This is a genomic window from Pseudogemmobacter lacusdianii (assembly GCF_030848395.1).
In the GTDB taxonomy this organism is placed as follows: domain Bacteria; phylum Pseudomonadota; class Alphaproteobacteria; order Rhodobacterales; family Rhodobacteraceae; genus Pseudogemmobacter; species Pseudogemmobacter lacusdianii.
Genome location: NZ_JAVDBT010000006.1, coordinates 62,666 through 88,755, shown reverse-complemented (window position 1 = coordinate 88,755; position 26,090 = coordinate 62,666). Strand labels below are relative to the sequence as shown.

General features: G+C 63.6%; 23 protein-coding genes. 13 read left to right on the top strand and 10 right to left on the bottom strand.

Features of this window, described 5'->3' with window-relative positions; all coding sequences use genetic code 11:
• The 5 genes from purH to Q9295_RS07670 all read right to left on the bottom strand — a co-directional run bounded on the left by purH (window position 1) and on the right by Q9295_RS07670 (window position 6,020).
• A complete protein-coding gene (purH, locus tag Q9295_RS07690) occupies window positions 1-1,602 on the bottom strand; it encodes a bifunctional phosphoribosylaminoimidazolecarboxamide formyltransferase/IMP cyclohydrolase (RefSeq protein WP_306679952.1) in 1,602 nt (533 codons plus the stop codon).
• A 12-nt stretch (window positions 1,603-1,614) separates the two neighbouring features.
• Window positions 1,615-3,345: a heparinase II/III family protein gene (locus tag Q9295_RS07685; protein ID WP_306679951.1), complete on the bottom strand. Its 1,731-nt coding sequence runs from the start codon at window positions 3,343-3,345 to the stop codon at window positions 1,615-1,617.
• Between the two features lie 221 nt (window positions 3,346-3,566).
• Complete coding sequence (locus Q9295_RS07680) at window positions 3,567-4,718, bottom strand: saccharopine dehydrogenase family protein (protein ID WP_306679950.1); 1,152 nt, start codon at window positions 4,716-4,718, stop codon at window positions 3,567-3,569.
• 22 nt (window positions 4,719-4,740) lie between these two features.
• The gene (locus Q9295_RS07675; protein ID WP_306679949.1) at window positions 4,741-5,796 is read right to left on the bottom strand and encodes a saccharopine dehydrogenase; all 1,056 of its coding nucleotides are present in this window, start codon (window positions 5,794-5,796) and stop codon (window positions 4,741-4,743) included.
• The gene (locus tag Q9295_RS07670; protein WP_306679948.1) at window positions 5,793-6,020 is read right to left on the bottom strand and encodes a WGR domain-containing protein; all 228 of its coding nucleotides are present in this window, start codon (window positions 6,018-6,020) and stop codon (window positions 5,793-5,795) included. The genes Q9295_RS07675 and Q9295_RS07670 overlap by 4 nt, the downstream gene beginning before the upstream one ends.
• Window positions 6,021-6,247: 227 nt before the next feature.
• Here Q9295_RS07670 and Q9295_RS07665 point away from each other — a divergent pair, with 227 nt between their 5' ends.
• The gene (locus tag Q9295_RS07665) at window positions 6,248-8,710 is read left to right on the top strand and encodes a hypothetical protein (protein WP_306679947.1); all 2,463 of its coding nucleotides are present in this window, start codon (window positions 6,248-6,250) and stop codon (window positions 8,708-8,710) included.
• Window positions 8,704-9,516 (top strand): glycosyltransferase family 2 protein, encoded by an 813-nt coding sequence (locus Q9295_RS07660; RefSeq protein WP_306679946.1) that lies wholly within the window; start codon window positions 8,704-8,706, stop codon window positions 9,514-9,516. The genes Q9295_RS07665 and Q9295_RS07660 overlap by 7 nt, the downstream gene beginning before the upstream one ends.
• 21 nt (window positions 9,517-9,537) lie before the next feature.
• Here Q9295_RS07660 and Q9295_RS07655 read toward each other — a convergent pair whose 3' ends face one another.
• A complete protein-coding gene (locus Q9295_RS07655; RefSeq protein ID WP_306679945.1) occupies window positions 9,538-10,320 on the bottom strand; it encodes a glycosyltransferase family protein in 783 nt (260 codons plus the stop codon).
• Entirely contained in the window at window positions 10,317-11,540 is a 1,224-nt protein-coding gene (locus Q9295_RS07650) for a glycosyltransferase (RefSeq protein ID WP_306679944.1), read from the bottom strand. Before Q9295_RS07650 ends, Q9295_RS07655 begins: the two co-directional genes overlap by 4 nt.
• Window positions 11,541-11,792: 252 nt before the next feature.
• Here Q9295_RS07650 and Q9295_RS07645 point away from each other — a divergent pair, with 252 nt between their 5' ends.
• The 8 genes from Q9295_RS07645 (at window position 11,793) to Q9295_RS07610 (ending at window position 19,098) form a co-directional block, all read left to right on the top strand.
• The gene (locus Q9295_RS07645; protein ID WP_306679943.1) at window positions 11,793-13,121 is read left to right on the top strand and encodes an oligosaccharide flippase family protein; all 1,329 of its coding nucleotides are present in this window, start codon (window positions 11,793-11,795) and stop codon (window positions 13,119-13,121) included.
• A gap of 91 nt (window positions 13,122-13,212) precedes the next feature.
• The gene (rfbC, locus tag Q9295_RS07640) at window positions 13,213-13,776 is read left to right on the top strand and encodes a dTDP-4-dehydrorhamnose 3,5-epimerase (protein ID WP_306679942.1); all 564 of its coding nucleotides are present in this window, start codon (window positions 13,213-13,215) and stop codon (window positions 13,774-13,776) included.
• Window positions 13,773-14,828 carry a dTDP-glucose 4,6-dehydratase gene (gene rfbB, locus Q9295_RS07635; RefSeq protein WP_306679941.1) on the top strand — a complete coding sequence of 352 codons (1,056 nt, stop codon included), beginning with the start codon at window positions 13,773-13,775 and terminating at the stop codon, window positions 14,826-14,828. Before rfbC ends, rfbB begins: the two co-directional genes overlap by 4 nt.
• Complete coding sequence (locus Q9295_RS07630; RefSeq protein WP_306679940.1) at window positions 14,828-15,610, top strand: YdcF family protein; 783 nt, start codon at window positions 14,828-14,830, stop codon at window positions 15,608-15,610. Before rfbB ends, Q9295_RS07630 begins: the two co-directional genes overlap by 1 nt.
• Window positions 15,611-15,619: 9 nt before the next feature.
• Window positions 15,620-16,468, top strand: coding sequence for a dTDP-4-dehydrorhamnose reductase (gene rfbD / locus Q9295_RS07625; protein WP_306679939.1), 849 nt, complete (start codon window positions 15,620-15,622; stop codon window positions 16,466-16,468).
• The gene (gene rfbA, locus Q9295_RS07620; protein ID WP_306679938.1) at window positions 16,465-17,370 is read left to right on the top strand and encodes a glucose-1-phosphate thymidylyltransferase RfbA; all 906 of its coding nucleotides are present in this window, start codon (window positions 16,465-16,467) and stop codon (window positions 17,368-17,370) included. Before rfbD ends, rfbA begins: the two co-directional genes overlap by 4 nt.
• Before the next feature lie 197 nt (window positions 17,371-17,567).
• Window positions 17,568-17,801 carry a hypothetical protein gene (locus Q9295_RS07615; protein WP_306679937.1) on the top strand — a complete coding sequence of 78 codons (234 nt, stop codon included), beginning with the start codon at window positions 17,568-17,570 and terminating at the stop codon, window positions 17,799-17,801.
• A 448-nt stretch (window positions 17,802-18,249) separates the two neighbouring features.
• Window positions 18,250-19,098: a sugar transferase gene (locus Q9295_RS07610; protein WP_306679936.1), complete on the top strand. Its 849-nt coding sequence runs from the start codon at window positions 18,250-18,252 to the stop codon at window positions 19,096-19,098.
• 42 nt (window positions 19,099-19,140) lie between these two features.
• Here Q9295_RS07610 and Q9295_RS07605 read toward each other — a convergent pair whose 3' ends face one another.
• Both Q9295_RS07605 and Q9295_RS07600 read right to left on the bottom strand, forming a co-directional pair.
• Window positions 19,141-20,454, bottom strand: a complete 1,314-nt coding sequence (locus tag Q9295_RS07605) for a GumC family protein (protein WP_306679935.1) — start codon at window positions 20,452-20,454, stop codon at window positions 19,141-19,143.
• A gap of 3 nt (window positions 20,455-20,457) precedes the next feature.
• Window positions 20,458-21,348 carry a CpsD/CapB family tyrosine-protein kinase gene (locus Q9295_RS07600; protein ID WP_306679934.1) on the bottom strand — a complete coding sequence of 297 codons (891 nt, stop codon included), beginning with the start codon at window positions 21,346-21,348 and terminating at the stop codon, window positions 20,458-20,460.
• 346 nt (window positions 21,349-21,694) lie between these two features.
• On the opposite strand from Q9295_RS07600, the gene Q9295_RS07595 reads away from it, so the two are divergent.
• Entirely contained in the window at window positions 21,695-22,696 is a 1,002-nt protein-coding gene (locus Q9295_RS07595; protein WP_306679933.1) for a glycosyltransferase family 2 protein, read from the top strand.
• A 14-nt stretch (window positions 22,697-22,710) separates the two neighbouring features.
• Here Q9295_RS07595 and Q9295_RS07590 read toward each other — a convergent pair whose 3' ends face one another.
• The gene (locus Q9295_RS07590; RefSeq protein WP_306679932.1) at window positions 22,711-23,478 is read right to left on the bottom strand and encodes a WecB/TagA/CpsF family glycosyltransferase; all 768 of its coding nucleotides are present in this window, start codon (window positions 23,476-23,478) and stop codon (window positions 22,711-22,713) included.
• Between the two features lie 145 nt (window positions 23,479-23,623).
• Between Q9295_RS07590 and Q9295_RS07585 the strand changes: the two genes are divergently transcribed.
• Window positions 23,624-25,039, top strand: coding sequence for a hypothetical protein (locus tag Q9295_RS07585; RefSeq protein WP_306679931.1), 1,416 nt, complete (start codon window positions 23,624-23,626; stop codon window positions 25,037-25,039).
• Complete coding sequence (locus Q9295_RS07580; protein ID WP_306679930.1) at window positions 25,036-26,001, top strand: glycosyltransferase family 2 protein; 966 nt, start codon at window positions 25,036-25,038, stop codon at window positions 25,999-26,001. Before Q9295_RS07585 ends, Q9295_RS07580 begins: the two co-directional genes overlap by 4 nt.
• The last annotated feature ends 89 nt before the right edge of the window (window positions 26,002-26,090 follow it).

The following is a 26,090-nucleotide window of genomic DNA, read 5'->3' as shown; positions in this document are numbered from 1 at the left end:
TCAGTGCCGGAAGTGACGCTGGCCGGTGAAGACCATCGCCAGACCCGCCTCATTCGCGGCATCGATCACGGCTTGGTCATTCATGCTGCCACCGGGTTGGATGATTGCGGTTGCCCCTGCCGCTGCGGCGGTCAGAAGACCGTCAGCAAATGGGAAAAACGCATCCGAGGCAACCACAGAGCCGATGGTCGGGCTTTGCGGCAGGCTCAGCACCTCGGCCATATCATCGGCCTTGCGGGCGGCGATGCGGGTGCTGTCGACGCGGCTCATCTGGCCCGCGCCCACGCCAACGGTGGCGCCGTCTTTGACATAGACGATGGCGTTGGATTTGACGTGTTTGGCAACCTTCCACGCGAAAAGGAGGTCAGCCATTTGGGCGTCCGAGGGCGCGCGGGTGGTGACGACCTTCAGATCCGAAACCGAAAGCGGTTGCGAATCACGGTCTTGCACCAAAAGCCCACCAGCGACTTGCTTGAAAGCCAGACCGGGCGCTGCCGCATCGGGCAGACCCTCGGTGGTCAAAAGGCGCAGGTTCTTTTTGGCAGCAAAGATCGCGCGGGCCTCGTCGCTGGCACCGGGGGCGATGACGACCTCGGTGAAGATCTTGACGATCTCGGTCGCGGTTTCGGCATCCAAGGGCTGGTTCAGCGCCACGATGCCGCCAAAGGCCGAGGTCTGGTCGCAGTTATAGGCGCGGATATAGGCCTCTTTCAGCGAGGCCCCCCGGCTGACGCCGCAAGGGTTGGCGTGTTTGATGATGGCGACGGCGGGGCCGTCTTTCGGATCAAACTCGGCCACCAGCTCAAACGCGGCATCGGTGTCGTTGATATTGTTGTAAGAAAGCTCTTTGCCCTGCCATTGCTTGGCGGTGGCGACACCAGGGCGGCTGGAGCCATCGGTGTAGAAAGCGGCCTTTTGGTGCGGGTTCTCTCCATAGCGCAGGGGCTGGGCCAAACGGCCAGCGAAGCTGCGGTATTTCGGCGAAGGCTCGGCCAAAGCACCCGCCAGCCAAGTCGAGACAGCGGTGTCATAGGCGGCGGTGCGGGCATAGGCGGTCAGCGCCAGACGCTGGCGGAAGGCCAAAGTGGTGGCGCCGTCATTGGCGTCAAGCTGCGCCAAAAGCTCTGCGTAATCAGCCGGATCGGTGATGACCGAGACGAATTTGTGGTTCTTGGCCGCCGCACGGATCATCGCCGGGCCGCCGATGTCGATATTCTCGATGCAGGTCTCGTAATCCGCGCCTTTGGCGACGGTGGCCTCGAACGGGTAGAGGTTCACGACGAGCAGGTCGATCGGCTGGATCGAATGCGCGGCCATGGCCAGAAGATGCTCATCATCATCGCGCAAAGCCAGCAGGCCGCCGTGGATATTGGGATGTAGCGTCTTGACGCGACCATCCATCATCTCGGGGAAGCCCGTGATTTCGCTCACATCTTGCACCGGCAGGCCCGCGTCGCGCAGGAGTGCGGCCGTGCCTCCGGTCGAGATCAGCTCGATCCCTTTGGCGATGAGCGCGCGCGACAGATCCAGCACGCCGGTCTTGTCGGAGACGGAAATGAGCGCGCGGCCAAGATAGACGCGGTCGGTGGAAGGGTGGTGCATCGGTGTGCCTCCTTAGAGGGGAACCGGATCGTCCCGGTCCAGATCGCGGATGGCCAGCGGAGTATCCTGTGCTTTCGCCAAGGTCCAGCCGATGCGCGTCTCAACATCGCGCGCAACGGCGGAAAGGGTGATTTGCAGCGTCGGACGCGGATTTATCCGGCCTTTTTCCAGATAAAACGACGGATCAAGCGAGAGTTTTCCCGTGCCATCGTGGCGGAAGACCCAAATTTCCCCCGAGCGCAACTGCATGGAAACCGCGGTGCCGCCCATGTCCAAAGTGGCATCCACATCGGGGTGGAGGTGAAAACGTATCGCAAAACCAATGGCTTCGAGGTTCGAGCGATCCAGTACTGCGCCGAAGCGCTTGCGATCGGCGAAGGACATGGCGGTCAGGCTGTCGCTGCCGCCAAGGCGGCGGCCGTCGCCGGAGAGGTGCAACTCGCGGGTGGCGGTGAGGCCGTGGGTGGCGAGCCAGCCGTCGTGGCTGAGTTGGACCATTGCGCCTTCGCCGCCCGCCATGCGCAGATCGGCGACTTTGGCGGTGTCGTCCAAAAGGGCCGCCTCGACCTTTTTGCCAAAGCGGGAGGAGGAGAAGCCTGTGAGGCTCAGGGCGGAATGCGATTGGGTGGCGCGGCCTGCAAGGCGCCAATCGGGGCCAAAGGGCAGGCCGGAGCCGCAGGACACCACCAGCGGGCGGCGGCCTGAGGTGAGCTCAAATCCCGCCGTTGAGGCATGGGCGGTGGCGCTGGCACGGCCCGAGGGCGGGTTGGCGGCGTCAAGAATTACTGAAGTTCGTCCGCCACTTAGCCGCACATAGCCCATCGCAGTGGCGATATGGCCGATGGCCGTGCCGGGGCCGACCAAGGAGAGGGCTTGGTCGAGCCGCCCCTCTTGGCCCTTGCCGCCGCCGTGAAAGCGGGCAAGCCCTCCGTCAGCGTGGCGCAGGATGCGCAAGGACGGGGCGAGGCGGCCGATGGCGTCGGAAATCTCGGTCGGGATCGGGCGGTCGGCTTCGGCCAAGGCGCGGATGGCCCAAGTGAGGAGGGTGAAAACCTCGAGCAATTCCTCGGGGTTACGGGTGGCGATGCCGCCTTCGGCGTCGATCTGGCTGCTGCATTCACGGCAGAGGGCCGTCAGCGCCGGGGCGATCAGGGCGTCTTTGCCGATCAGGGAGAGGCCGGCGTAAAGAAGCCCCACCAACGCCTCGAACCGGGGCAGGCCGGGGCGGGCGGCTTTCCAGCGCAGGGAAAGATAGGCGGCTTGGCGGGAGAGCGAGGTGTAAAAGGCGTCAGACTGCGCTTTGTCGCGGCCTTGCAGCAGAAAAATTGCGTTGTGAATCCAACGAATTATGCGCCGTCCGGTCAGATCGGGCGTCCAGCCGTTGCCAGAGCCATCGCCGTAACGCGCGATCCAGCCCCAAGTCCAATCCTGTGCCAAGACGCGCGCTTTGGCCGCGCCCAAAGCGGCGAGATCATCGACCCAAGCAAAGCCCTGTGCTTCCGCCTCGAACACCGGATCAGGGGCGTCGAGATCCCACAGATGCGCGCCCGGCGCTTCGATAAGGTAGCCTGCCAGCAGGATATTTCCCGCCAGAAGCTGCTTGCCGCGGGCGTAAAGCCCGATCGAGCGCGGGTCGGGTTGCGAGGTGAAACCAGTGGCGGCGGGGCTGCGCGCAGCCCTCCATGCGGCCCAGCGATCGGGCAGGCTCGGGCCTCCGGTGGCATTGCTGTCGCGGCGGCGCATGGATGCTCAATATCCTCTGGCAGGTCCGGGTTGTTGCCCCGGTTCAGGGCTAGACCATAGCCCGAGAGGGCGGCTCTGTCACGCCATCAGGCGGCGCAATCGGGGCGCGCCGCTTGATGAGTTTGCCGCAAAACCAACGTATGGCTGGCGTATGGTTTAGGTATGGCTGACGTATGGTTTACGTCAGGCTGGGCTGCGGCTGGCCTTTGCGGCCAGTGCGCTTAGGCCAGATGGTCAATCCGTGCCAGATATTGCGAGAGCTTTTGGATCTCATCCATCCAAGCCGAGACCAAACGCGGGTCATGCGGGGCGGAATGGACGCCCGCTGCGATCTGCCGCTTCAGGACCGATTCGACCGCCAGCGAAACCGGCACCGAGACAAGCCGCCCCATCGCCGAGCCGCGCGCGTCACCCCAAGCATCCATCGCCCAAGTCTGATCGAAGACCGGCTTGCCGTCTTTTTCAGCCTTCAGGGCGACGAAGAGGACCACGCGGTCCGGCTCGCCGGGCGCATAGGCGTTTTCTTCCAGAAGGCCATTGGCGCGGGCGGTGAGGGCGGCGTCAATCTCGGCCGGGGAGGAACCTTCGAGACCTTCGATCTCGCGGAAAATCGGCGCCCAAGCCTCGGCCCAGCCGTTGAGTCGGATGGTGCCGCGCACGAAGTCTTTCAGCTTCCATGCCGGGTCGAAGTGGTAATCCGAGATGAAGGGATAGCTGTCGCGGTTGGGATAGACCTCAAAGCTTTCGGGCTGCGGCAGCGGCGCGATGTAAGAGGTGATCGCATCCCAAGGCCGCGCCACCCGCAGTTCAGAGAAATGCCGCAGGCTGCGCGAGGGCGAACGCAGGGCTTTCAGCACGCCAGCGGGGGCCCAGCTGAACTTATAGCGGAAGGCGTTGGAGATCTTCGGCACGCCGCCACAGTAAGAGGTGAAGGAGAGCACGTTTTCGGGGTCAAAGGCGGCAGAGCCGCGGTATTTCGCCACCAGATCATGCGCCATCAGATGGTCGATGCCGGGATCAAGGCCGACCTCATTCTGGCTAATCAGGCCCTTTTCGCGGAACTCGGCATCCAAAGCGCGCATCTCGGGCGCGATGTAAGACGACGAGACGAAATGCGCGCCTTTGGCCAAGCAGGCCTTAGCGATTGCCACATGCTGATCGGCGGGCAGCATCGAGATGGCGATATCGCCGGGTTCCAGCGCGTCTTTAAGGTCGGCAAGCGTATAGGCGCGGATGTCGGTGGCGACATCGCCCACCGCTTCGCGCGCATTGGCGACGGTCCGGTTCCAGACCACCACTTTGTGACCCGCCGCAATCAGCCGTCGCAGACCGGGTCCAGAAGAAAGACCCGTGCCGCACCAATGGATCGTCATTTGTGTATTCCCTATCGTCAAATCAAAGCGAGGCGGAATGGTGGTCGAAATCGGCTTTGGCGCGGGCCCAGACGCCAGCGTCAAGTTGGGTCAGCGCCAAGAGCGTGGGCAAGAGCTGGCTGGCGTAATCTTGCGAGGATTCCACCGGCATCAGCGAGGGCAGATTGTCGATGGCGGTGACATCGAGGGGCGGATTGGTGGCCACGCGCAGGGCGGGGGCATCCCAATCGGTGGCGCGGTCATAGACTTTGATCGGCGAGAAATCCGAGGTTGGATCGCAGGCGATATCGCCAATGACGGTCAGCTTGCGGGCCGGATCGGTCACGGCCGAGGCGGGCACGAAGACCGGGCAGCCGGGGCGGGCCAAGATGCAGTTGAGGAAGATCTCATGGTCGAGCACTTCGGGGAAAGGGCCACCGCTGGCGGTCTCGGCCATGTCCCAAAGGGTGGCTTCGACATTGAGCGCTTGGCAAAGGTCGGCGGCTCCGGTGCCGACGCGGCCTTTGGCGCCGATGATGATGGCGCGGGGAAGCGACAGGCCGCGCAGCTCTTGGGTGAGGGCGTCCAAAAGCGCGGCTTTCGAGGCCACGGGCTTCAGCGGGGCGCAGATTGTGCCGCGCTGTTGCGCCGCCCAGCATTTCAGGCTGACGGCAGCCCCGGCATAGCCCGCCCAGTAGCCAAAGGCGGCGACGCGGCGGCCGGTCTCATCGACAAGGTATTCCAGATCATAAAGCGTGCCACCGCCCGCTTTGAAGCGCTTGAGCAGCACTTGCCCCGCGGGTTGGCCCTTGAAGGCATGGCCGAACATGATGTGGCGATGGGTGAGCGGCGTGCCATCCTCGGGCAGTTCCTTCAGCCCGAAGATGATGGCGTCTTGCGGGGCCTCAGGCCAAGAGTTTTCGGCCACGATCTCGGCCCCGGCGTCGCGGTAGCCGTCGATCGGGATGGCGCGGACCGAGCTTTGCTCAACCGAGATGCGGATGCCGGCTTTGATCAGCGCCGCCACGCCTTCGGGGGTGACACCGACACGCTCTTCAGCGGGGCGTTGCTCGGCTCGGACCCAAAGGTGAATGCTCATGCCGTGATCCTTTCAAAGCCATAGCCTCGACGCATGGCCTTACTGCGCCAGCGATCCGCCGCTTGCACCGCATCGCGCAGGTTGCTGTGCCAGATTTGCCGACTGGCCCCGCGCGAACCGGCGCGGCCCCATTCCCGGCTGACGGTGTAATCGCCAAAAAGCGTCTCAGTCACCTCGACGCGGTAGAAGCGCGCATGGGCGTTTAGCAGCAGAAAACACAGCATTTTTATCCCCCCCGGGTGTGTGTCTAAGATTTAAATAACAGATAGTGCGGCGGGGAAAAGAGGCGCTGCATGTAGGGGCCGGATTGGCAGGGCGACCGTGGGGCGGTGCCAAAGGGCCAGAACGCTTGGTTTGGGGCCAAAGCGCGGTTTATAACTTGGCGGGGCCGCGTTTTGCATGTGGTCCAACTGGCGCGGGAGGCGCGCGCCTATTGTGGGGTAGGTGAAAGATGGGGCTTTTCGGCCTGGCGGCTAAGATCTTGTTTGTGGGGCATAGTTTGGTTGGCCCAGACCTGCCCGGCATGGTCGAGGCGGGGCTGGCGCATATGGCGACGCCCGCGCAGGTGCAGTCGCAGATCATCGACGGCGCGCCCTTGTCTTATGCATGGGAGCATTCGGCGGCGGCGGTCGGCGTTGATGCGCGGGAGCGTTTGGCGACAGGCGATGTCACCGATTTGGTGCTGACCGAGGGCATTCCGCTGCTGGCGCAGATGCGCTGGAACGACAGTGAGGAGCTGGTCGCGCGCTGGGCCGAGGCGGCGGTCGAGGTCAATCCCGACACGCGGGTTTGGCTTTATGAGACCTGGCATTCGCTCAACTCCGGCCTTGGGGTCGAGGTGCCGCATGATGACGGTGCCGATGTGGCGTGGCGGCAAAGACTGCGCGATGACCTGCCGCGCTGGCAAGAGGTGGCAGGGCCGCATGCCCAGCTGATCCCGGCGGGCCAAGCGATGGGGCTTTTGGCCGATGAGATTGCGGCGGGGCAGGTGCCGGGGGTCGCGGATATCCGCGCGCTTTTCTCGGATGACATCCATCCCAATGGCAAAGGCTTTTACTTTATCACGATGGTGCATCTGGCGGCGGTGACCGGCAAAAGCCCCGAAGGCCTGCCGGCCAAGCTGTCGCGGACTTGGGCCAACCGCGATGCGGTGATCACCGATGCGCAGGCCGCCGCTTTCCAGCGCATCGCTTGGCAGGCGGTGTCACAGTATCAGGCGGAATATGGCGCGGCCGATGCTCCGGTTTGGTCAAAGGCTGAGGCGGCAAAGGTGGCCGCCGCGCCACTGCCCGCCTTTGACCCGATCACCAATCCCAATTTGGGTTTGGGACTGGCTGGGGTGCATGATTGGTCGGTGCAGCAGCCTTTCCTTAATGTGATGAAGACGGCGCGGCCTTGGGTGGGGCATTTGCCGGGGCGCTGGGGCGGTATGGAGGATGCCGATCTGCGCGCGGCTGGCCATTTGGATGCTGATGGTTGGCCAAAGGATATACCCGAAGGCGTTACGGCTTTGGCAACGCTGATCCTGACCGATCTGCCGGCCGAGGCGGGCGGCGTTGCGGGGCGCTACATCTTGCGTCACAGCGGCAAAGGCGCGCTGAAGGTCGAGGGGCGGGCGCGGGTCGTCCGAGAAGCTGTGGGCGAGGTGGTCTTTGACTACACCCCCGGCGAGGGCGCGGTGATCTTGACGCTGACCGAGACCGACCCCGTTGATCCTTTGCGCGATATCGTCGTGGTGCGGCAGGACCGGGCCGAGGCTTTGGCGGCGGGGCAGATCTTCAATCCCGACTGGCTGGCCCGGATCAAGGGCGTGCGGCTTTTGCGCTTCATGGATTGGATGGCAACGAATGACTCGACGCTGGCCCGCGCCGAGGACCGTCCGAAGCCGCAAGATTTCACTTGGGCGCGGGCGGGCGTGCCGGTCGAGATCATGGTGGCTTTGGCCAATGAATTGCAGGCCGAGCCTTGGTTGACCCTGCCGCATCTGGCCGATGATGGCTTGGTGCAGGCCTATGCGGCGGTGGTGCGCGCCGAGTTGGACCCCGGGTTGCGGGTCTGGGTGGAGCTTTCAAACGAGGTTTGGAATTGGCAATTCGCCCAAGCCCATTGGGCCGAGGCCGAGGGCAAGGCGCGTTGGGGCCGTGATGGCACTTGGTTGCAGTTCTACGGCTTGCGCGCCGCGCAGGTGATGGCGGTTTTCGCTGATGCGATGGGTGGCACCGAGCGGATGGTGCGGGTGGTGGCCACTCAGACCGGGGTTGAGGGCGTTGAGGATGCGATCCTGACCGCACCCTTGGCGCAGGCCGAGGGGCTGGCGGCACCGGCGGAAAGCTTCGATCTTTGGGCGGTGACGGGGTATTTCTCGGGCCTTCTGGGGGCCGAGCACCGGGTGCCGATGGTCAAAGCTTGGATCGCGGAAAGTGCGGCAGTGACCGAGGTGGCGGCGCTGGACAAGGGCTTGCGGGGGCGCGAGTTGACCGCTTATCGCGCCGCGCATCGCTATGATCTGGCGATTGAGCGCGCGGTGGCAGAGCTGCGCGATGGCAGCCGCAGCGGCGCGGGCGAAGATACTTTGGCGCAGCTTTTGACCCAGACCCTGCCGCGCCAAGCCAAGGTTGCCGCCGCGCATGGTTTGAAACTGGGCATGTATGAGGGCGGCACCCATGTGGTGGGCTACGGCGCGGCGGTGGATGACCGCGCGCTGGAAGAATTCTTCGTGGCGCTGAATTATTCTGCAGGGATGGGGCAGCTTTATCGAGAGTTGCTGACGGGCTGGGCAGAGGTTTCGGACCAGCCCTTCAATGCCTTTGTCGATGTCTATGGGCCGAACAAATGGGGCTCTTGGGGGGCGCTGCGGCATCTTGGCGATGACAATCCGCGCTGGGCGGCCTTGGCGCGTGGTTGTGAATGCTAAGCCTGATCATCCCAGCCTCGAACGAAGAGGCGTGGCTGGGCGCTTGCCTTGCGGCGGTGGCGGGCTCGGAGCCGGTGCCGGGCGGGTTTGAGGTGATCGTGGTGGCCAATGGTTGCCGTGATGCCACCGCCGAGGTGGCGCGGGGCTTTAAGGGCCGTCTGCCGGGGCTGCAGGTTTTGGAACTGGCCGAGGGTTCAAAACCCTTGGCGTTGACCGCGGGGGACCGGGCGGCTTGCGGCGCGGTGCGGGTTTATCTGGATGCGGATTGCGTGATCTCGCCGAGTGTATTGGCGGCTTTGGCGCGGGTTTTGGACCGGCGAGAGCCGCTTTACGGCGGGGCGACGCCGGTGATCCCGCGGGCAAAATCGTCTCTAACACGGGCATATGCGCGGTTTTGGCAAGAGCTGCCCTTCGCGCGCTCGGTCGCTCCGGGATATGGGCTTTACGCGGTGAATGCGGCGGGGCGGGCACGCTGGGGAGATTTTCCGCAGATCATCTCGGATGATAGTTTCGTGCGGTTGCAGTTCTTACCGGAAGAGCGGGTGCAGGTCTCAGACAGCTATCTTTGGCCGATGGTCGAGGGCTTCTCGGCGCTGGTACGCACCCGACGGCGGCAGGATCGCGGGGTGGCGGAGCTGGCGGCTTTGCAGCCTGAGCTGATCGCGCGCGAGGGCAAGGCGCGGCTTGGCCTGCCGGCGCTGGGCCGTTTGGCGCTGCGCGATCCTTTGGGCTTTGCCGCCTATGCGGCGGTGTCTGTGGCGGTGCGTTTGAAGCGCGGCGCTGCGGGGTTTACCCGCGGGCGCTGAGGCAGTTCAGGCTGAGGCAGTTCAGGCTGAGGCGCTCAGATCGCTCCAGCCGCAGCGGGCGGCCAAGGTTTGCACAGGGGTGCCATTGTCCAAAGCCATCTCGGCCCGGAAGCTGGTGGAGCGGCGCGCGCCGATCTGGCTGCGCAAGAGATGCAGGCCTGATCGGCTGATCTTCACGATGGGCGAGCGCAGCGGCAGCTGGTCGCGCCATTTGCGCCGCATCGCTTGGTAGCTGGCGGCGTAATCCGGGCCGAGGTTTTCGTGAAAGCCATCGTTGTGGATGCAAGGCAGCGCGCCGGCCCAAGCCTTTAGCCCACGGGTGCGGGCTTGGGTGACGATATCGGTGCCGTAAAAGTGCCAGCCTTCCAGCGCCTCATCAAAGCGCAGGCCGGAGGAGCGGCGCAGCACGATCAGGAGTTCGTCATAGCTTTGCACCTCGACCGGGGCGAGCGGCACACGGCCGACGATTTGGCCCAGAGATGTGGACCAAACCGGCCCGATATTCGCAGCGTCAAGGCCGACACCATAGCTGCCATAAAGCGCCCAATTGGGGTCTATGGCCTCAAGCTCGGCCAAGCGGGCGGCGAGGAGTTGGTCCCAGCCTTGCGGCAGGTAGACGTCGTGATGGGCGAAGATCACCACCTCGGCATCGGTGGCGTCCAGCGCGCGGTTATAGGCGGTGGCGGCGGAAGGGGCGTTCCGCTCGACATGCAAAGGGATGCTGGCAAGGCAGGGCGAGAGCGCCAGATTGCGCGACAGGATCGCGTCGGAATGGCTGGCGCAGGCGATGGTGAAGCGGCTCATGCGCGGCCCCCAGAGGCGAAAAGTTCGGTCAGTTTCTCGGCCTCGGTCTGGATGTCGTGGCGGGCAAGGACGCGGTCGCGGGCGGCAAGGCCCATCGCTTGCAGACGCTCTGGCGGAGTGGCGGCGAAGGTGAGCAGGGCCGTGGCAAGGGCCTGCGGGTCGCCCGAGGGGACCAGCCAGCCGGTGTCCGCTGTGACCAGCTCTGGCACGCCATTGATCGCGCTGGCGATCACCGGGCGGCCAGCGGCAAAGGCCTCCATCACCACCATCGGCAGGCCTTCGGCAAAGGAGGGCAGCACCAGCGCATGCGCTTGGGCGAGATGGTCGCGCACCCCGGCCTCATCGAGCCAGCCGGTCAGGGTGATCTGCTGTTGCAGACCGGCGCGGGCGATCTGGGCTTCCAGAAGGCTGCGAAACGGACCATCGCCGATCAGGGTAAGGTGCAGATCGCGCCTTTGTCGGGCGACCAAGGCCATTGCCTCGATCAGAAGGGGGATGCCCTTTTGTTCGGTCAAGCGGCCGATGGCGACAAGCTTTGGCGGGGTTTGAGGCAAAGGGGCGGGGGCGGGGAAGCGCCACGGCTCGATCCCGCAATGCACAACGTAAATGCGGCGCCAATGGGCCAGATCGGCCCAGCGGCAAAGCTGACCGCGCCCGAAGGAAGAGATCGCCACGGTGAAGGCGGCACGCGCGGTTTTCTCGGCCAGATTATGGGCGTGGGGGGCGTCGAATTCCTCGGGGCCATGCACGGTCATCGAAAAGCGCAAGCCGCCAAGTTCCGCTGCGAGCATGGCGACGGTGGCCGAATTGGTGCCGAAATGCGCATGGATATGCGGCAGGCGCAGAGCATGGCAGCGGGCGGCCAAGTAAGCGCCTTCGAGCCAGTAGATGAGATGGCGCAGGCGGCCTCCGGTGCCGGCGGGACCACCGGCACCGCGCGCGCCGCAAGCCAAAGCCAGTCGCAACGAGCGCCAGGTCGCCGCCGGGCGGCGCAAGGCAAAGGGCAAGGCTTGGCGCAACAGCGGGCCAAGGCCTTGTTTCAAGATATGTTCGGTGCGGGTTTCTTCAGCCAGATCGGCGGCATCGACCAAAGCGGCGCGATTGGAGCGCAGGGCGAAGCGGTGGATCTGCCATTCCATCCGCTCAAGCGCTTGCACCTCGCGGCGGATGAAGCTGTGCGAGGGTTGCGGATAGGTGTTGACCAGATATGCCAGTTTCACAAGCGGGCCCTTGGCAGCAAAGATAAACGTCCTTTTGCAAGGCGCAGGCTTCGGGCCGCAGCGACCCAGCGCGCACCATCGAAGAAGCTCTGGATGGGCGCAAGCCTGCGTTGGCCGCAGTGCCGCATTCGGTGGCAGGGTGATGCAAAGCGGTCAGCCTTGGGCCGGGGCGGCGGGGGGCAAAGCGGCCCGGCATTGACGCTTTTGGCGGCATAAGCCTAGGGTCAGGCCGGTGTGAGGGGTCGGGCCAGTATGACGCAAGAGGCAACGGGGGTGATGGGGCGCGCTTTGCGGGGCTCGGCGCTGACGGCTATGGCCTATGTCGTGACCCAAGGCTTGCGGCTGGCCTCGAACCTGATCCTGACGCGGCTATTGTTCCCCGAGGCTTTTGGCTTGATGGCCTTGGTCTCGGTGGTGCTGGTGGGCTTGCAGATGTTTTCCGACACCGGGATTGGCCCGGCGATCAGCCGCAGCCCGCGCGGCGATGATCCGCAGTTTTTGAACACGGCTTGGACGGTGAATGTCGGGCGCGGGGCGCTTTTGTGGCTTTTGTGCTGCGCTTTGGCTTGGCCAATGGCGGCGCTTTGGGAGGCGGATGCGCTGCGCCAGCTGTTGCCGGTGGCGGGGCTGACCTTGCTGATCTCGGGCTTTAATCCGACGCGGATTGATACGGCCAATCGGCATTTGGTGCTGGGCCGGCTGACGGCGTTGGACTTGATCGCGCAGGCCTTTGGCATTCTGGCGATGGTGGTTTTGGCGGCGCTTTGGCCCTCGGTTTGGGCCTTGGTTTGGGGGGCGCTTTTGGGCTCGGCCGCCAAGCTGGTTTTGTGCTGGTTTGGTCTGCCGGGGGCTGCCAATCGCTTTCATTGGGAGCCGCGTGCCGCGCAAGAGCTTTTGCATTTCGGCAAATGGATCCTTTTGTCCACCGTCTGCGGCTTTCTTTTGGCGCAGGGCGATAAGGCGATTTTGGGCAGGTATCTGAGCCTTGAGGATCTGGGCATTTACAATGTCGGCTACTTCCTGGCCTCGTTTCCGGCGCTGTTGGCGCGCAGTGTGGTGGCGCGGGTGATGATCCCGCTTTACCGCAACAAGGCCGAGGGCGACGGCCGGTTGCGAAAGGCGCGCTGGGCGGTGACGGCGGGGGTTTTGCTGGCGCTGGCGGGTTTGGCTTTGATCGGGGAGCCGCTGGTGCGCCTGCTTTATGATGAGCGTTATCTGGCGGCGGGGCTGATTGTGACGGCGGTGGCTTTGGCTGAAATGCCGGGGATCATAGGCATGACCTATGACCAATCGGCCTTGGCCGAGGGCGATGGGCGGGGCTATTTCACGCTGATTGCGCAGCGCGCCTTGGCGCAGACTTTGGCTTTTCTGTTGGGGGCCGAGTTGGGCGGTTTGGGGGGCGCCTTTCTGGGGCTTGGGCTTTCGGGGCTGGTCACTTTGCCGCTGATCGCACGTTTGGCGCATCGGCATGGTGTTTGGGATATGCGCCATGATCTGGCCATGCTGGGGCTGATGGCGGTGCTGATGCTGCTTGTGCTGTCGGTGACAGGACCGGCTTTGTTGGGGCTGTTCAATTTCTAGCCCCTTCGCATAGGATCAGCTGCGCGCTTGGGTTACTTCGAGACACGCCTTTCTGCCCCACCCTCCCATGCCCTTTTATCCGCGTGGAACCATGCAAATTGACACCACAAGCCTGCCCGAAGTGCTGATCCTGACCCCGCGTCGCTTTGGCGATGCAAGGGGGTGGTTCATGGAGACGTATAACGCGTCGCGGATGGCTGAGGCGGGGATTAGGGTCGATTGGGTGCAAGACAACCAGTCCTTTTCCGCCGCAAAAGGGACGTTGCGGGGGCTGCATTACCAACGCCCGCCGCATGCGCAGGATAAGTTGGTGCGCTGCACGCGCGGCGCGATCTTGGATGTGGCGGTGGATTTCCGCGAAGGCTCACCGCGGTTTGGGCAGTGGGCGGCGGTTGAGTTGACGGCGGAGAATGGGCGTCAATTGCTGGTGCCGAAGGGGTTCTTGCACGGCTTTGTCACCCTGACGGATGACACCGAGGTGCAGTATAAATGCAGCGCTCTTTATGCGCCAGATTGCGATGGCGCGGTGCGTTGGGATGACCCAGAGCTGGGCATCGACTGGGGGGTGAGCAACCCGGTTTTGTCCGACAAGGACCAAGCCGCACCGCTTCTGGCCGATGCGCCGCGCCCCTTCCGCTGGGAGGCTTTGCCATGAAGCTTTTGGTGACCGGGGGGGCTGGCTTCATCGGCTCAGCCGTGGTCCGGTTGGCGGTGGCGCGCGGGCATCAGGTGGTGAACCTTGATGCGATGACCTATGCGGCTTGCGCGGCGAATGTCGCCTCGGTCGCGGGCTCGGGGCTTTACGCTTTTGAGAAGGCCGATATCCGCGATCGCGCCGCATTGGAGCGGATCTTTGCCGCCCATCGCCCCGATGCGGTGATGCATCTGGCGGCGGAAAGCCATGTCGATCGCTCGATCGACGGGCCGGGGGATTTCATCGAGACCAATATCACCGGCACTTACAATATGCTCGAGGCCGCGCGGGTCTATTGGACCGCCTCGGGCAAGCCCGAAGGGTTCCGGTTTCACCATATCTCAACCGATGAGGTTTTTGGCTCCTTGGGGGCCGAGGGGCAGTTCACGGAAGCGACGCCCTATGATCCGCGCAGCCCCTATTCGGCCTCGAAAGCGGCTTCGGACCATTTGGTGCGGGCTTGGCATGAGACCTACGGCCTGCCGGTGGTGCTGACCAATTGTTCAAACAATTACGGGCCTTACCACTTCCCCGAAAAGCTGATCCCGGTGGTGATCTTGAACGCTTTGCATGGCCGCGAGATCCCGGTCTACGGCAAGGGCGAGAACATCCGCGATTGGCTTTATGTCGAGGATCATGCCGAAGCTTTGCTCTTGGTGCTGGAGAAGGGCGCTTTGGGGCGCAGCTACAACATCGGGGGCGAGAATGAGCGGCGCAACATTGATCTGGTGCGCATGATCTGCGCCTTGCTGGATGAGATGCAGCCGAAAGCGGGCTCGTATGCCGAGCAGATCGCTTTCGTGACCGATCGCCCCGGCCATGATGCGCGCTATGCGATCGACCCAAGCCGGATCCGGGAGGAGCTGGGCTGGCGGCCTTCGGTGACGGTGGAGGAAGGTCTGCGGCGGACCGTGCGCTGGTATCTCGACAATGAGGCATGGTGGCGGCCTTTGCTGGAGCGCGCGGAGCTGGGCCAAAGGCTTGGCGCGGGCGATGGCGCGGTAAAACCCTGATGGAGAGCCTGTTTTTCATCGCCTCAAAGACCATTGGAATGCTGGCGCGGTTTGAGACTTGGATCTTGATCCTGCTGGGTGCTGCGCTTTTGCTGGGGGCTGCCGGGCGCGTTAAGGCCATGCATCGCGTGGTGGGGTTGGCTTTCGCGGCCGTGCTGGCGCTGACGGTCTTTCCGCTTGGCACCCCGCTTTTGCGCGCGCTTGAGGTGCAGTATCCCGCAATGCCGCCGCTGCCGGCGCATGTGGATGGGATCATTGTTCTGGGCGGGGCCGAGGATCACGGCCCGGCGCAGGTCTGGGGGCTGCCCAATGTGAATGAAGCGGGCGAGCGGATGACGGCTGGGGTGGAGCTTGCCCGCCTTTTCCCGCACGCCAAGTTGATCTTCACCGGCGGCAGTGCCCATCCGCTTTATGACGTTAAGACCGATGCTTCAGCGGTGATGACGCGCCAGCTTTGGATGAACATGGGCGTGCCCGAGGCGCAAATTGTGCTGGAAGATCGCTCGCGCAACACTTCGGAAAATGCGGTGTTCTCCAAGGCATTGTTGCAACCGCAGCCGGGGCAGAATTGGATATTTGTCACCTCGGCCTTCCATATGCCGCGCGCGGTTGAGACGTTTGAGCGCAATGGCTGGACCGGGCTTATTCCCTATCCGGTGGATTTCCGCACGGCTGGGGCGGGCTTGGGGATGGGATGGAAGCTTGACGCGCATCTTGATGATCTGAACGTTGCTTTGAAAGAGCATCTGGGCTTGGTGGTTTACCGTTTGGCCGGGAAATAGGGGGCGGCGATGCGTCTGTTGGTCTTTGGCCAAAGCGGGCAGGTGGCAACCGAGCTGGCACGGCGCTTGCCCGCCGGTGTGAGCGCCGTTTTTCTGGGCCGCGACCGGGCGGATCTGATGGACCCCGCGGCTTGCGCGGCGCAGATCCAAGGCTGTGATGCGGTGATCAATGCCGCCGCTTGGACGGCAGTGGATGCGGCCGAGGCCGAGGAGGCTGCGGCGAAGGTGGTGAATGGCCAAGCGCCCACAGCGATGGCCGAGCGATGTGCCGCGCTGGGCCTGCCGTTTTTGCACCTCTCCACCGATTACGTCTTTGACGGCAGCGGCTTGCGGGCTTTCCAGCCGCAAGATCCGACCGGGCCTTTGGGGGCCTATGGGCGCAGCAAGCTGGTGGGAGAGATCGGCGTGCGTGACAGCGGCGCGCGGCATCTGATCTTGCGCACCAGCTGGGTGGTGTCGGCGCACGGGGCGAATTTCGTCAAGACCATGCTGCGGCTTGGGGCCTCGCGCGAGAGCCTGAATGTGGTGGCCGATCAGATCGGCGGGCCGACGCCTGCTGCGGCGATTGCCGATGCGCTTTTGGTGGCCGCAAAAGCGATGGCGGACGGGGCGGCGGGTGGCACGCATCATTTCGCCGGGGCGCCCGACAGATCATGGGCGGATTTCGCGCGGGAGATCATGGCGCAGGCGGGGCTGGCTTGCCGGATCGAGGATATCCCCACCTCGGCCTACCCCACGCCCGCCCGTCGTCCGGCCAATTCACGGCTGGATTGCACAGGGTTTACCGAGGCTTTTGGGATCCGCCGCCCCGATTGGCGCGCCGGATTGACCGAGATTTTGCGGGAGTTGAACGCATGACTGCGCGTAAAGGCATTATCCTTGCCGGTGGCTCTGGCACCCGACTTTACCCGATCACCATGGGCGTCTCAAAGCAGCTTCTGCCGGTTTATGACAAGCCGATGGTCTATTACCCGCTTTCGGTGCTGATGCTGGGGGGGATCCGCGAGATTGCGATGATCACCACGCCCGAGGATCAATCGCAATTCCAGCGGCTGATGGGCGATGGCAGCCAATGGGGGCTGAGCCTGACATGGATCGTGCAGCCCCGACCCGAAGGGCTGGCGCAGGCCTATCTGCTGGCCGAGGATTTTCTGGACGGTGCGCCCTCGGCCATGGTTCTGGGCGATAACATCTTCTTCGGCCATGGCCTGCCCGAGATGCTGGCGGCGGCGGATGCGCGGGCCGAGGGCGGCACGGTCTTTGGCTATCACGTCGCTGACCCCGAACGTTACGGTGTGGTGGATTTCGCCGCCGATGGCACGGTGCAAGCGATCATTGAAAAGCCCAAAGTGCCGCCTTCGAACTTTGCGGTGACCGGGCTTTACTATCTCGACGGTCGCGCCTCGCGTCTGGCGCGGGGGGTGGTGCCTTCGGGGCGGGGCGAGTTGGAGATTGCCGATCTTTTGGAGATCTACCGTGCGGAAGGCACGCTGCAGGTCGAGCGGATGGGGCGGGGCTTTGCATGGCTCGACACTGGTACGCATGGCAGCCTTTTGGATGCGGGTAATTTCGTGCGCACCTTGGAGGAGCGGCAGGGGCTGCAAGTCGGTTGCCCCGATGAAATTGCCTACCGTCAGGGCTGGATTGACCGCGCGCAGCTGGCGGCAAGAGCTGAGCTTTTCGGAAAGAACGCCTATGGTGAATATCTGACCGCGATCTTGCGCGAAAGCTTGGATGAGGGCCGCGGCGATAGCCATTGACCGTGCTTGCGCCGTCCGAAGTCTTTCTGACATATTCATACTTATTAACACACCATGATGGCCTGCGCATTTCTGCAGGCGTGTAAGGCGTGCAGCCGTTGGTTTTCTGCGCAGAGCGGCAAGCTGTGTGCCGCGCGATGAGGCGGTTTTCCAGTTGAGGGATGGTCGAATTTGGCGCTGACGGAGGCAGGGGAGTTATGGCTTTAGCAGGAACGCTTGCGGTGGCGGTGGCAGGGGCAACGCTGGTTGGCGTGGCGGTGGGCATGGTCTGGCAATCGCTGACGCTGGGTTTGGTGGCCTATATCCTGACCGGAGCTTGCGTGCTTTTCGCTTACGGCCTGCGCCGTTTGGTGCTGACCCGCCGCAAACCCTTGGCACCGTCAGTCTCAGAGGGGCCGCAGGCTGTGCCCGCGTCACGACGGGCCAGCTGATTACCGTTTGCGGCGGCGCCCATTCCTCTGGCGATCTCCTTGATTGCAGCGCTATGGGAAACAGTGCTGCGCAGCTTTGGGCGGCGCAAATATTCCGGGCCGAGGCCCATAAGGCTTGGCGCGGTCGCGAATCAGTTTCACAGCCCGAAGCCGATCCGGCGGCTCTTGCGCAACCTAAATAGAATGCGTGCCGGTGTCCGACGGTCCGCGCGTCAACTTCGGGACCAAACTTGGCCCTAATCGTGTCAAGTTTGTGGCGCGACCTTGAGCTGACGTCTGGTCAAGCGCTGGGCGCAGCAGGTAAAATATGTGCTTGGGGGGCCCTGCCAAAGGTCCAAGAAATGTTCTGCCTAAGCTGCTTACCAACTGACTTTCTAAGGCTGGCTTCGGTCCGTCGTGCTCATTTTTTCATGGTTTTTAAAGTCTTATTGTTGTTGCGGAGCTGACAATGGCCATTATTTTTCCGCCCAACTCCTTGGGGCCTTTAGGCCCGGCTGTGGCGCATAAGCCAGCTTTGAATAAGGCCACGACCGCCGCTTCTGAGCGGGGGGCAATGAATTATGTGCCGGTGAATTTCGCGACCAAAACTTACGTTCCCGTAGCGCTTGGAACCCCCAGTCTTGCGGAGCCGCTGTTTGAGGCGGCACCGTTCCAAAAGGCCGAGCGGGTGGTCGCCGTGCCGCAAAAGGCTGGTCCGTATCGCCTTGGGCTGAAGCGGCTTTTTGATCTGGCTGCGGTTGTGGTGGCTTTGCCGGTGGTCTTGCCTGTGGTGGCCGTGGCCGCTTGCTTGGTGGCGCGGGATGGTGGGCGTCCGTTTTACAGCCAAATGCGTGTCGGTAAGGACGGCAAGCCGTTTCGCATGTGGAAGCTGCGCAGCATGGTGCGCGATGCCGATCAGCGGATGGAGAGCTATTTGGCCGCCCATCCGGCGGCGCGGGCGGAATGGGATCTGAGCCAGAAGTTGCAAAGCGACCCTAGGATTACGCCCTTTGGCGCCTTCCTGCGCAAATCCAGTTTGGATGAGCTGCCGCAGCTGTGGAATGTGCTGCGCGGTGAGATGAGCTTGGTTGGCCCGCGTCCGATGATGCTGTGTCAGCGCGCGATGTATGACGGCACGGCTTATTACCGACTGCGCCCAGGGCTGACCGGGCTTTGGCAGACCGCAGGGCGCAACCGCACCAGCTTTCAAGCGCGCAGCCTTTATGACGGGGCTTATGAGGCCGATGTCACTTTTGCCAATGATCTTAGGATCTTGCGGCGCACGGTCTCGGTCGTGGTGAAGGGGACGGGCTGCTAACCGGCGATCCCGGCGCGCCCAAGTCCCGAAGGAGATGCCCGGTTAGATCAGCGCGGCCGCGACGAACAGCGCGGCTGCCAGACCGCAGCAGAGCGGCACCATCACCGGGACCGCGCTGAGCTTGGTCAAAGCGCGCCGCGCTGCCATGTCCCGCGTGCGGGGCTGCGCCTGCTTCAGCTCGGGGATCGCCACGATCGGGCGCAGGCCCAGCTCACGCTCCATCTGCGCCGAGGTGCGCAGCACAGGGCGCAGCATGTCCAGCGCAAAGGCCAAAGCCACCGCGCCAAGCAGGCTGGCCATCGCACCGGCCACCACCAGCTTCTTGCCGCCCGAGCCGACGGGATGCGCAGGAATGGTGGCGCGGTCCAAAAGCGCAAAGCGTTGACCTTGCTGGCGTTCGATCAGCTTGGCCTCGGTCTCGGCGGTGGTCAGCCGGGCGGTCACCACGCTGAGACTGTCGCCGAGTTGATCCAGCTGGCGCTGGTAGCCCGCCAAGGCGCGTTCAACCTCGGGCTGGGCGGCCAAGGCGCTGGCGCGCGCTTCGCGGCGCTCGATCAGTGCAGCCTTTTGTTCGTTCAGCACCCGGATTTGATTGTCCAACTCCTGCATCCGGCGCTGTTCGGTGGCGCGCAGGGTGGTTTTCGCGGCCAAGGGGCGCTGCTCTTCCAAAGCCGCGACAAGGCTTTGCTCAAGACGGCGCAGGTCATCCTCAATCGCGGCGATTTCGTCGCGCTGGGTCGTGGCAAGGCCCGCAATCTCATGGCTGTTTTTGTAGCGGGCCACCTCGGCCTCGACCGTTTCGATCTCGGTCGAGATCCGGCGCTCTTCCTCGCGGTAAAAGTTAAGCGTGTCGTGGGCCTGATCGAGCTTGCCAGCCGAGGACATGTCGAGCACGCCTTGCGCGAAATCATTGGCGATGCGGGCGGCCAGATCGGGGCTGCCATCGCTGGCCTTGATGATGATCGCCGACAACTGCGGCGGGCTGCCGTAACCGCCGTCGCCCACCGCTGCGATGCCCTCAAATGAGATGCTCAGGCGCAAAAGGGTGGCGCGTTCTTCATCGGAAAGCGCGGGCATATCGGTGTAAAGCCCGTGCCGCGCGATCACCGCCAAAAGGTTTTCGCGGGTGGTGAGCCGCTGCTCGATTGATTGCAAAAGCCGAGCCGAGCCCGAGGCATCGGCGCTGGACAATTGCTGGCCCTGCACCTCGATGGCGGCAAAGGCCTCATAGGTGTCGGGGCGGGTTTTGGCGAAAACGCCCGCTGCTACGGTGCCGATCAGGCTGAGGATGCAGATCAAAAGCCAGCGGCGGCGCAGGAAAATCAGCAGATCTTCAAGGTTTTGGATATGGCCCATCGCTCAGTTCCGCTGCCCATAGGCGTAACGTTCGGTGGCGCGGTCTTGGGCACGGTTTAGCACCGTACCCAAAAGCGGCAGTCGGCCGTCAAAGAGCCGCTCGCAGGCGCGGACATCCTCGGCCGTGGTGAGCTTGCCATCGACCACCAAGATCGCGGCATCAACCTCGGCGGCAAGGGCAAGGACATCATCGCTGCCCAAGGCGGGCGGGGTGTCGATCAAGATGAGGTCAGGTTCCAAAAGCTCGCGCAGATTGGACATGGCCTGCGGGAAATCGGGGCCGTGCAACAGCTCGGACGCTTGCGAGACCGGTGCGCCGTTCAAGCCAAGCGCCAGATTGGCCCCGAGGCGGCGCAGCTGGCTTTCCAGCGGCTGTTCGCCTTGCAGAAATTCGGCCAAAGCGCCGACATCACTTTGGCCGAAAAGCCGCGCCAATTGCGGGTCACGTAGCTCAAGGTCCAAAAGCACCGTGCGGCATGAGGGCAGCCGCGCCATCGACAGCGCCAGATTGGCCGCGACGAAGGATTTGCCACAGCCATGCGTCGGTGAGGTGATGGCGATCCGGCTCCACTTTTGCTTGGCGATGGTTTGCAAAACGCGGGTGCGCAGGATGTCAAAAGTGGCGGTCGCGGGGCTTGTGCTCGGATTTGAGAACAAACCGTTTCCATCCAGAAATTGCGGATCCGGAGTGATTTCGGTCAGCGACTCCCAAACCCGACCGGGGTTGAATCGCGCCAAAGCCATGTTCGAATGAAAGACCTCGCGCCCCGTGCGTTGGTCCAATGTGATCGAGACTTGGGGCGAGCGTTGGCCCGTGCGGAATACCGAAACATGCCCCGCGCGGGCGCGGGAGCTTGCGTTGGAGCCGTCACCTGCCTCACTGCCGGACGTCAAGATGTGCCCCTTGTATTCCTCTAGATCCCGTTCTGGACCCAATATGTAGTGTCTGACCATTCTGTCAGAGGGCCTTGTCGCAGGGGCGGGCGCGCCAAAAGCGCCGGCCGGTTTCACCTTGCCACCCTGCGGTGACATCGCACCGGACATACGCTTGAGTGCTGGCCAGCCCTGCTTGCGCAAGGCCGTTTTCCCCTGTCCAGGCCCCCGCCCAGATGCGGCAATTCTTAGCAGATCAAGCGTTCAAATGAAAGCCTGAGGCCCCAATTCTGGGACCCGCCGAACCCGCCGAAAGCGCCTGCCGAGGCGGTGGAAAAGCGCCTGCGTTGCGCCTAAGCTGCGGCGCATGCTGAGCCCTATTTCCCCCCCTTCCGGCCCGCGCGATGTCGATGCCGTGGTGATCGGCCGCAATGAGGGCGCGCGGCTTTTGGCCTGCTTTGCGGCGTTGCAAGGGCAGGTGCGGCGGGTGGTTTATGTCGACAGCGGCTCGACCGACGGCTCGGTCGCGGCGGCGCAGGCGGCGGGGGCCGAGGTGGTGGCGCTGGATATGGCGCAGCCCTTCACGGCGGCCCGGGCGCGCAATGCCGGGCTGGCGCTTTTGCAAGGCGAGGGGTTTGTGCAGTTTCTTGACGGCGATTGTCAGCTGCAGCCGGGCTGGATTGCGGCGGGCTTGCAGGGCTTTGTTGACCATCCGGCGGCGGTCGTCGTCTGTGGGCGGCGGCGTGAGGTTGCGCCCGAGGCCTCGGTCTACAACCGGCTCTGCGACCGTGAATGGGACACGCCCGTCGGGCGCGCGCAGGCCTGTGGTGGCGATGCTTTGATGCGGCTCTCGGCCGTGCAAGCGGTGGGCGGTTACCGCGAAGATCTGATCGCCGGCGAAGAGCCTGAGCTTTGCCTGCGGCTGCGGGCCAAAGGGGGCGAGATTTGGCGGCTGCCGGTCGAGATGACCCTGCATGACGCTGCAATCACCCGGCTTGGCCAATGGGCCAAGCGCAGCCAGCGCGCGGGATATGCCTTTGCCGAAGGCGCGCATCTGCATGGCGCCGGTCCCGAGCGGCATTGGCAGGCCGAAACGCGGCGCGCTTTTTTATGGGGCGCAGCGCTGCCCTTTGCGGCACTGCTGGGCATGGGTTTTGCGCTCATCGGGTGCCCGGCGGGGCTTTTAGTGCTGCTCCTTTGGCCGCTGCAAATGCTGCGGCTGGCATGGCGCTGGCGGGACGAGGGGCGGTGCGGGGCTGAGGCGGCACTCTTCACGGTGCTGGCGAAATTCCCCGAAGCTTGGGGCGTGCTCCGCTTTCACTGGGATCGCTGGCGCGGGCGCAAGGCGCGGCTCATTGAATATAAATGAGGCAGGCTTAGGGCTTAGCCGGGTTGCCGCTCTGCGGTGATCCTTTGGCGCAAGGCTTGCAGCGCTTGGCCGGGCAGGATTGCGGCGCAGGTCGCATAGCGCGGCACGAGCCGGCGCGGCGAGGACAGGGCGCGCCACAGCCATTCCATCGCAATCGCGCGCATCCAGCGCGGCGCGCGCTTTTGTGTGCCAGCGACGAAATCCACCCCTGCGCCGATCGAGGCAAAGCCGACCGAAGGCGCCAGCTTGCGCCCCAATGCGGCCAACCGCTCTTGCTTGGGCGCGCCAAGGGCCACCAAGCAAAGCCCGCCCAAGGGGGCCAAAAGCTGCAAGACCTCATGCGCAGTTTGGCCTTCGGGATCAAAGCCCATCGGAGGTGCGATCAGCAGGCCGCGCTGCAAGCCCGGAACCTGTGCTTGCAAGCGGCGCATTGCCGCCTCAAGCGCGGGTTCGGTCGAGCCAAGGATTGAAACCGGGCGCCCCGCCGCCGCCGCCGCTTGCACCAGCGGCAGCATGAGATCAGACCCCGGCACCAAGCCGATCTGATGGCCCGCCAGCCGTGCCAGCCAGACAATGGGATTGCCATCTGCCACCACGAAATCCTGCGCCGCATAGGCCTTTAGAAAGGCCGGATCGCGCCGCAGTTTCACCAGGTGATCAAGGTTAATCGTCGCCAAGCCAAAGCCGCGGCCCTGCTTCAGCCGCAAGGCCGCATCCGCCAGCACCAAAGCGGCGGCCGAGTGGGTAATGCGCAGCCGTGTCATGCCAAAATCGAAATGCATTGGCGATCTCCTCGGCGAAATAGTTAACTGAAAACTTGCCGGACCGCGACGCTGGCGGCCCGGTTGAGGCCGCAACACATTGTTTCCAACTTTAATCGAAGATTTCGTATAAAGAGGCAGGGCCTGACCAAGGAATGTGCGGTAAGTGTCTGATCCAAATCTATTCGCTTATTTGGTGTTGCTCAGCTGGCCCTTGGTGGTCTGGCTGCTTTACCGCAAGCTGGATCCGGGCGTTGCGCTGATTTGGACCGTGCTGGCGGGCTATTTGGTGCTGCCGCCCGCGACCGCGATCGACCTGCCGGTGGTGCCGGATTTCACCAAGGATTCGCTGCCGATCTTGGTGGCGCTGGCGATCTCGGTCTTTGTGCTGCGCGACCGGATCAGCTTGATGCCCGCCGGTCGGCTGGGACAGATTTTGATGCTGCTTTTCGTGCTGTCGCCCTTCTTCACCGTTTTAACCAATACCGATCCGATCCCGCCTGTGCGGCCGGGCGCCGAGGGGGCTTTGGGCGCAGGCCTGCCGGGGATGAGGATCTATGACAGCATCGCGGCGGTGGCCAATCACCTGATCTATGTGCTGCCACTCTTCCTTGGCCGGCACTACTTGGCCAGGCCGCAGGCCGCGCGCGCTCTTTTGGCGGCTTTGGTCGCCGCGGGGCTGGCCTATTCGCTGCCGATGCTGATTGAGAGCCGGCTTTCGCCGCAGATGAACGTTTGGGTTTACGGCTTCTTTCAGCACGATTTCTTCCAGACCATCCGGCAGGGCGGCTATCGCCCGGTGGTCTTTCTGCCGCATGGGCTATGGGTCGCGATGTTGGCGCTTTTGTGCCTTGGCGCGGCGACAGTGTTTCTGCGGCTTGGCCCGGCCGAGGCGCGGCCGCGTCAGCTGATGGTCATGCTCTATCTGCTGCTGATGCTGGTGATCTGTAAAACCGTGGGCGTGTTGGTCTATGCGGCAATGCTCTTGCCGCTTTTGCTTTTGGCGCCGCCGCGTTGGCAGGTCTTAGCGGCAGCGGGACTGGCTTTTGTGGTGATCAGCTATCCTTTGCTGCGCAGCGCACATTTGGTGCCTTTGGACAGCATTTTGGACCTTGCGCGCAGTGTCTCGGCCGACCGGGCGTGGTCTTTGCAATTCCGTATCGTGAATGAGGAATTGCTGTTGGACCGCGCCAGCTTGCGGCCTTGGTTTGGCTGGGGCGGCTATAATCGTAATTTCATTTTGGATCCAATGACGGGCCGGATGAATATTGCCGATGGCGCTTGGATCATTCAAATCGGCAGTTTCGGCTGGATTGGCTATATCGGTGCCTTTGGGCTTTTGTGCCTGCCCTTGGCGCTTTTGGGCCGCGAGGCCTTGGCACGCGGCGCGCGCTTTTCGCTTGAGCTGGCGGGCCTCGCTTTGATCTTCGCCTGCAACCTTTTGGATTTGTTGCCCAATGGCACGATGGTGCCGCTGACTTGGCTGATGGCCGGCGCGCTTCTCGGTCAGGCCGAGCAGATGCGGGCCGCGCGCAAAGCCGCCGTGCCGCCCTTGGTGCCGGTGCAAGCGGTGCTGCGATGATCAAAGTGGATCTTGGCATCTTTGCCCATAATGAGGCCGCGGGCATCGCTCAGATGCTGGGCTTTGTGCAGGCGCAGAGGCTGCCCGATGGGGTCGATCTGCGGATCTTGGTCTTGGCCAATGGTTGCCGTGATGACACCGCCGCGCAGGCGCGCGCCGCCGGAGCCGAGGTGGCCGAGCTGGCCGAGGGCGGCAAAAGCCGCACTTGGAACCGCTTTACCCGCGGGCTTGCGCGGCGAGATGCACAGATCTTGATCTTCGCCGATGCCGACATTGAGATGCTGGAGCGCGATGTTCTGGCACGCTTGATCCAAGGCCTTTGCGCGCGGCCTGAGCTTTGGGTGCTGAGCAGCCAGCCCGTCAAAGACACCGCTTTGCGCGGGGCCAAGACCTTGGTCGAGAAGCTGGCGTTGAAAGCCTCGGGCGGGCTTGATGATTGGCGCACAGCGATTTGTGGCCAGCTTTACGCCATGCCAGCCGCCCGCGCCCGCCGCTTCCGTCTGCCGATCGGCCTGCCGGTCGAGGATGGCTATCTGCGCGCGATGGTGCTGACGGATAACTTGACCGCGCCCGAGGATGTCTTCCGGATCGACGGCGCCGAAGGCGTGCGTCACATCTATGCCTCAGAGCGCAGCCTTGGCGCTTTGATCCGCCATCAAGAGCGGATCGTGATCGGCTCGGCGGTCAATGCGGCGCTGTTTGCCCATCTGACCGAGGCGTCAAAGCCAAGGGCCGAGGCGCGGCTTTTGGCCAGTGACCCTCAGGCGCTTGGCAGGGTTTTGGCCGCGCGCCTGCCGCGCTTTCCGCAAGGCTATGTGCCGCTGCATTTCTTGGTCAAGCGGCTTGCGCGGGCGTCTTTGAAGCGACTTCCCATCGCGGTCATCGGCTTTGGCTTTGATTTGATTGTCTACATAAAGGCGCAAATCCGCATGATGCGCGGCGGCGGCGCGGGGTTTTGGTAGCTCTATTGCCCATTCTGCACAGGCATCCCCCTGCATCTTGCGGTGCCAAAGCGGCATTGTCTTCGCTTTAGGCAAGATCACCTAGGCGG

Bases quoted from the DNA above. Each gene is read 5' to 3' on its own strand.
- purH (WP_306679952.1), bottom strand. From the start codon at position 1,602: ATGCACCACCCTTCCACCGACCGCGTCTATCTTGGCCGCGCGCTCATT.
- Q9295_RS07685 (WP_306679951.1), bottom strand. From the start codon at position 3,345: ATGCGCCGCCGCGACAGCAATGCCACCGGAGGCCCGAGCCTGCCCGAT.
- Q9295_RS07680 (WP_306679950.1), bottom strand. From the start codon at position 4,718: ATGACGATCCATTGGTGCGGCACGGGTCTTTCTTCTGGACCCGGTCTG.
- Q9295_RS07675 (WP_306679949.1), bottom strand. From the start codon at position 5,796: ATGAGCATTCACCTTTGGGTCCGAGCCGAGCAACGCCCCGCTGAAGAG.
- Q9295_RS07670 (WP_306679948.1), bottom strand. From the start codon at position 6,020: ATGCTGTGTTTTCTGCTGCTAAACGCCCATGCGCGCTTCTACCGCGTC.
- Q9295_RS07665 (WP_306679947.1), top strand. From the start codon at position 6,248: ATGGGGCTTTTCGGCCTGGCGGCTAAGATCTTGTTTGTGGGGCATAGT.
- Q9295_RS07660 (WP_306679946.1), top strand. From the start codon at position 8,704: ATGCTAAGCCTGATCATCCCAGCCTCGAACGAAGAGGCGTGGCTGGGC.
- Q9295_RS07655 (WP_306679945.1), bottom strand. From the start codon at position 10,320: ATGAGCCGCTTCACCATCGCCTGCGCCAGCCATTCCGACGCGATCCTG.
- Q9295_RS07645 (WP_306679943.1), top strand. From the start codon at position 11,793: ATGACGCAAGAGGCAACGGGGGTGATGGGGCGCGCTTTGCGGGGCTCG.
- rfbC (WP_306679942.1), top strand. From the start codon at position 13,213: ATGCAAATTGACACCACAAGCCTGCCCGAAGTGCTGATCCTGACCCCG.
- rfbB (WP_306679941.1), top strand. From the start codon at position 13,773: ATGAAGCTTTTGGTGACCGGGGGGGCTGGCTTCATCGGCTCAGCCGTG.
- Q9295_RS07630 (WP_306679940.1), top strand. From the start codon at position 14,828: ATGGAGAGCCTGTTTTTCATCGCCTCAAAGACCATTGGAATGCTGGCG.
- rfbD (WP_306679939.1), top strand. From the start codon at position 15,620: ATGCGTCTGTTGGTCTTTGGCCAAAGCGGGCAGGTGGCAACCGAGCTG.
- rfbA (WP_306679938.1), top strand. From the start codon at position 16,465: ATGACTGCGCGTAAAGGCATTATCCTTGCCGGTGGCTCTGGCACCCGA.
- Q9295_RS07615 (WP_306679937.1), top strand. From the start codon at position 17,568: ATGGCTTTAGCAGGAACGCTTGCGGTGGCGGTGGCAGGGGCAACGCTG.
- Q9295_RS07610 (WP_306679936.1), top strand. From the start codon at position 18,250: ATGGCCATTATTTTTCCGCCCAACTCCTTGGGGCCTTTAGGCCCGGCT.
- Q9295_RS07605 (WP_306679935.1), bottom strand. From the start codon at position 20,454: ATGGGCCATATCCAAAACCTTGAAGATCTGCTGATTTTCCTGCGCCGC.
- Q9295_RS07595 (WP_306679933.1), top strand. From the start codon at position 21,695: ATGCTGAGCCCTATTTCCCCCCCTTCCGGCCCGCGCGATGTCGATGCC.
- Q9295_RS07590 (WP_306679932.1), bottom strand. From the start codon at position 23,478: ATGCATTTCGATTTTGGCATGACACGGCTGCGCATTACCCACTCGGCC.
- Q9295_RS07580 (WP_306679930.1), top strand. From the start codon at position 25,036: ATGATCAAAGTGGATCTTGGCATCTTTGCCCATAATGAGGCCGCGGGC.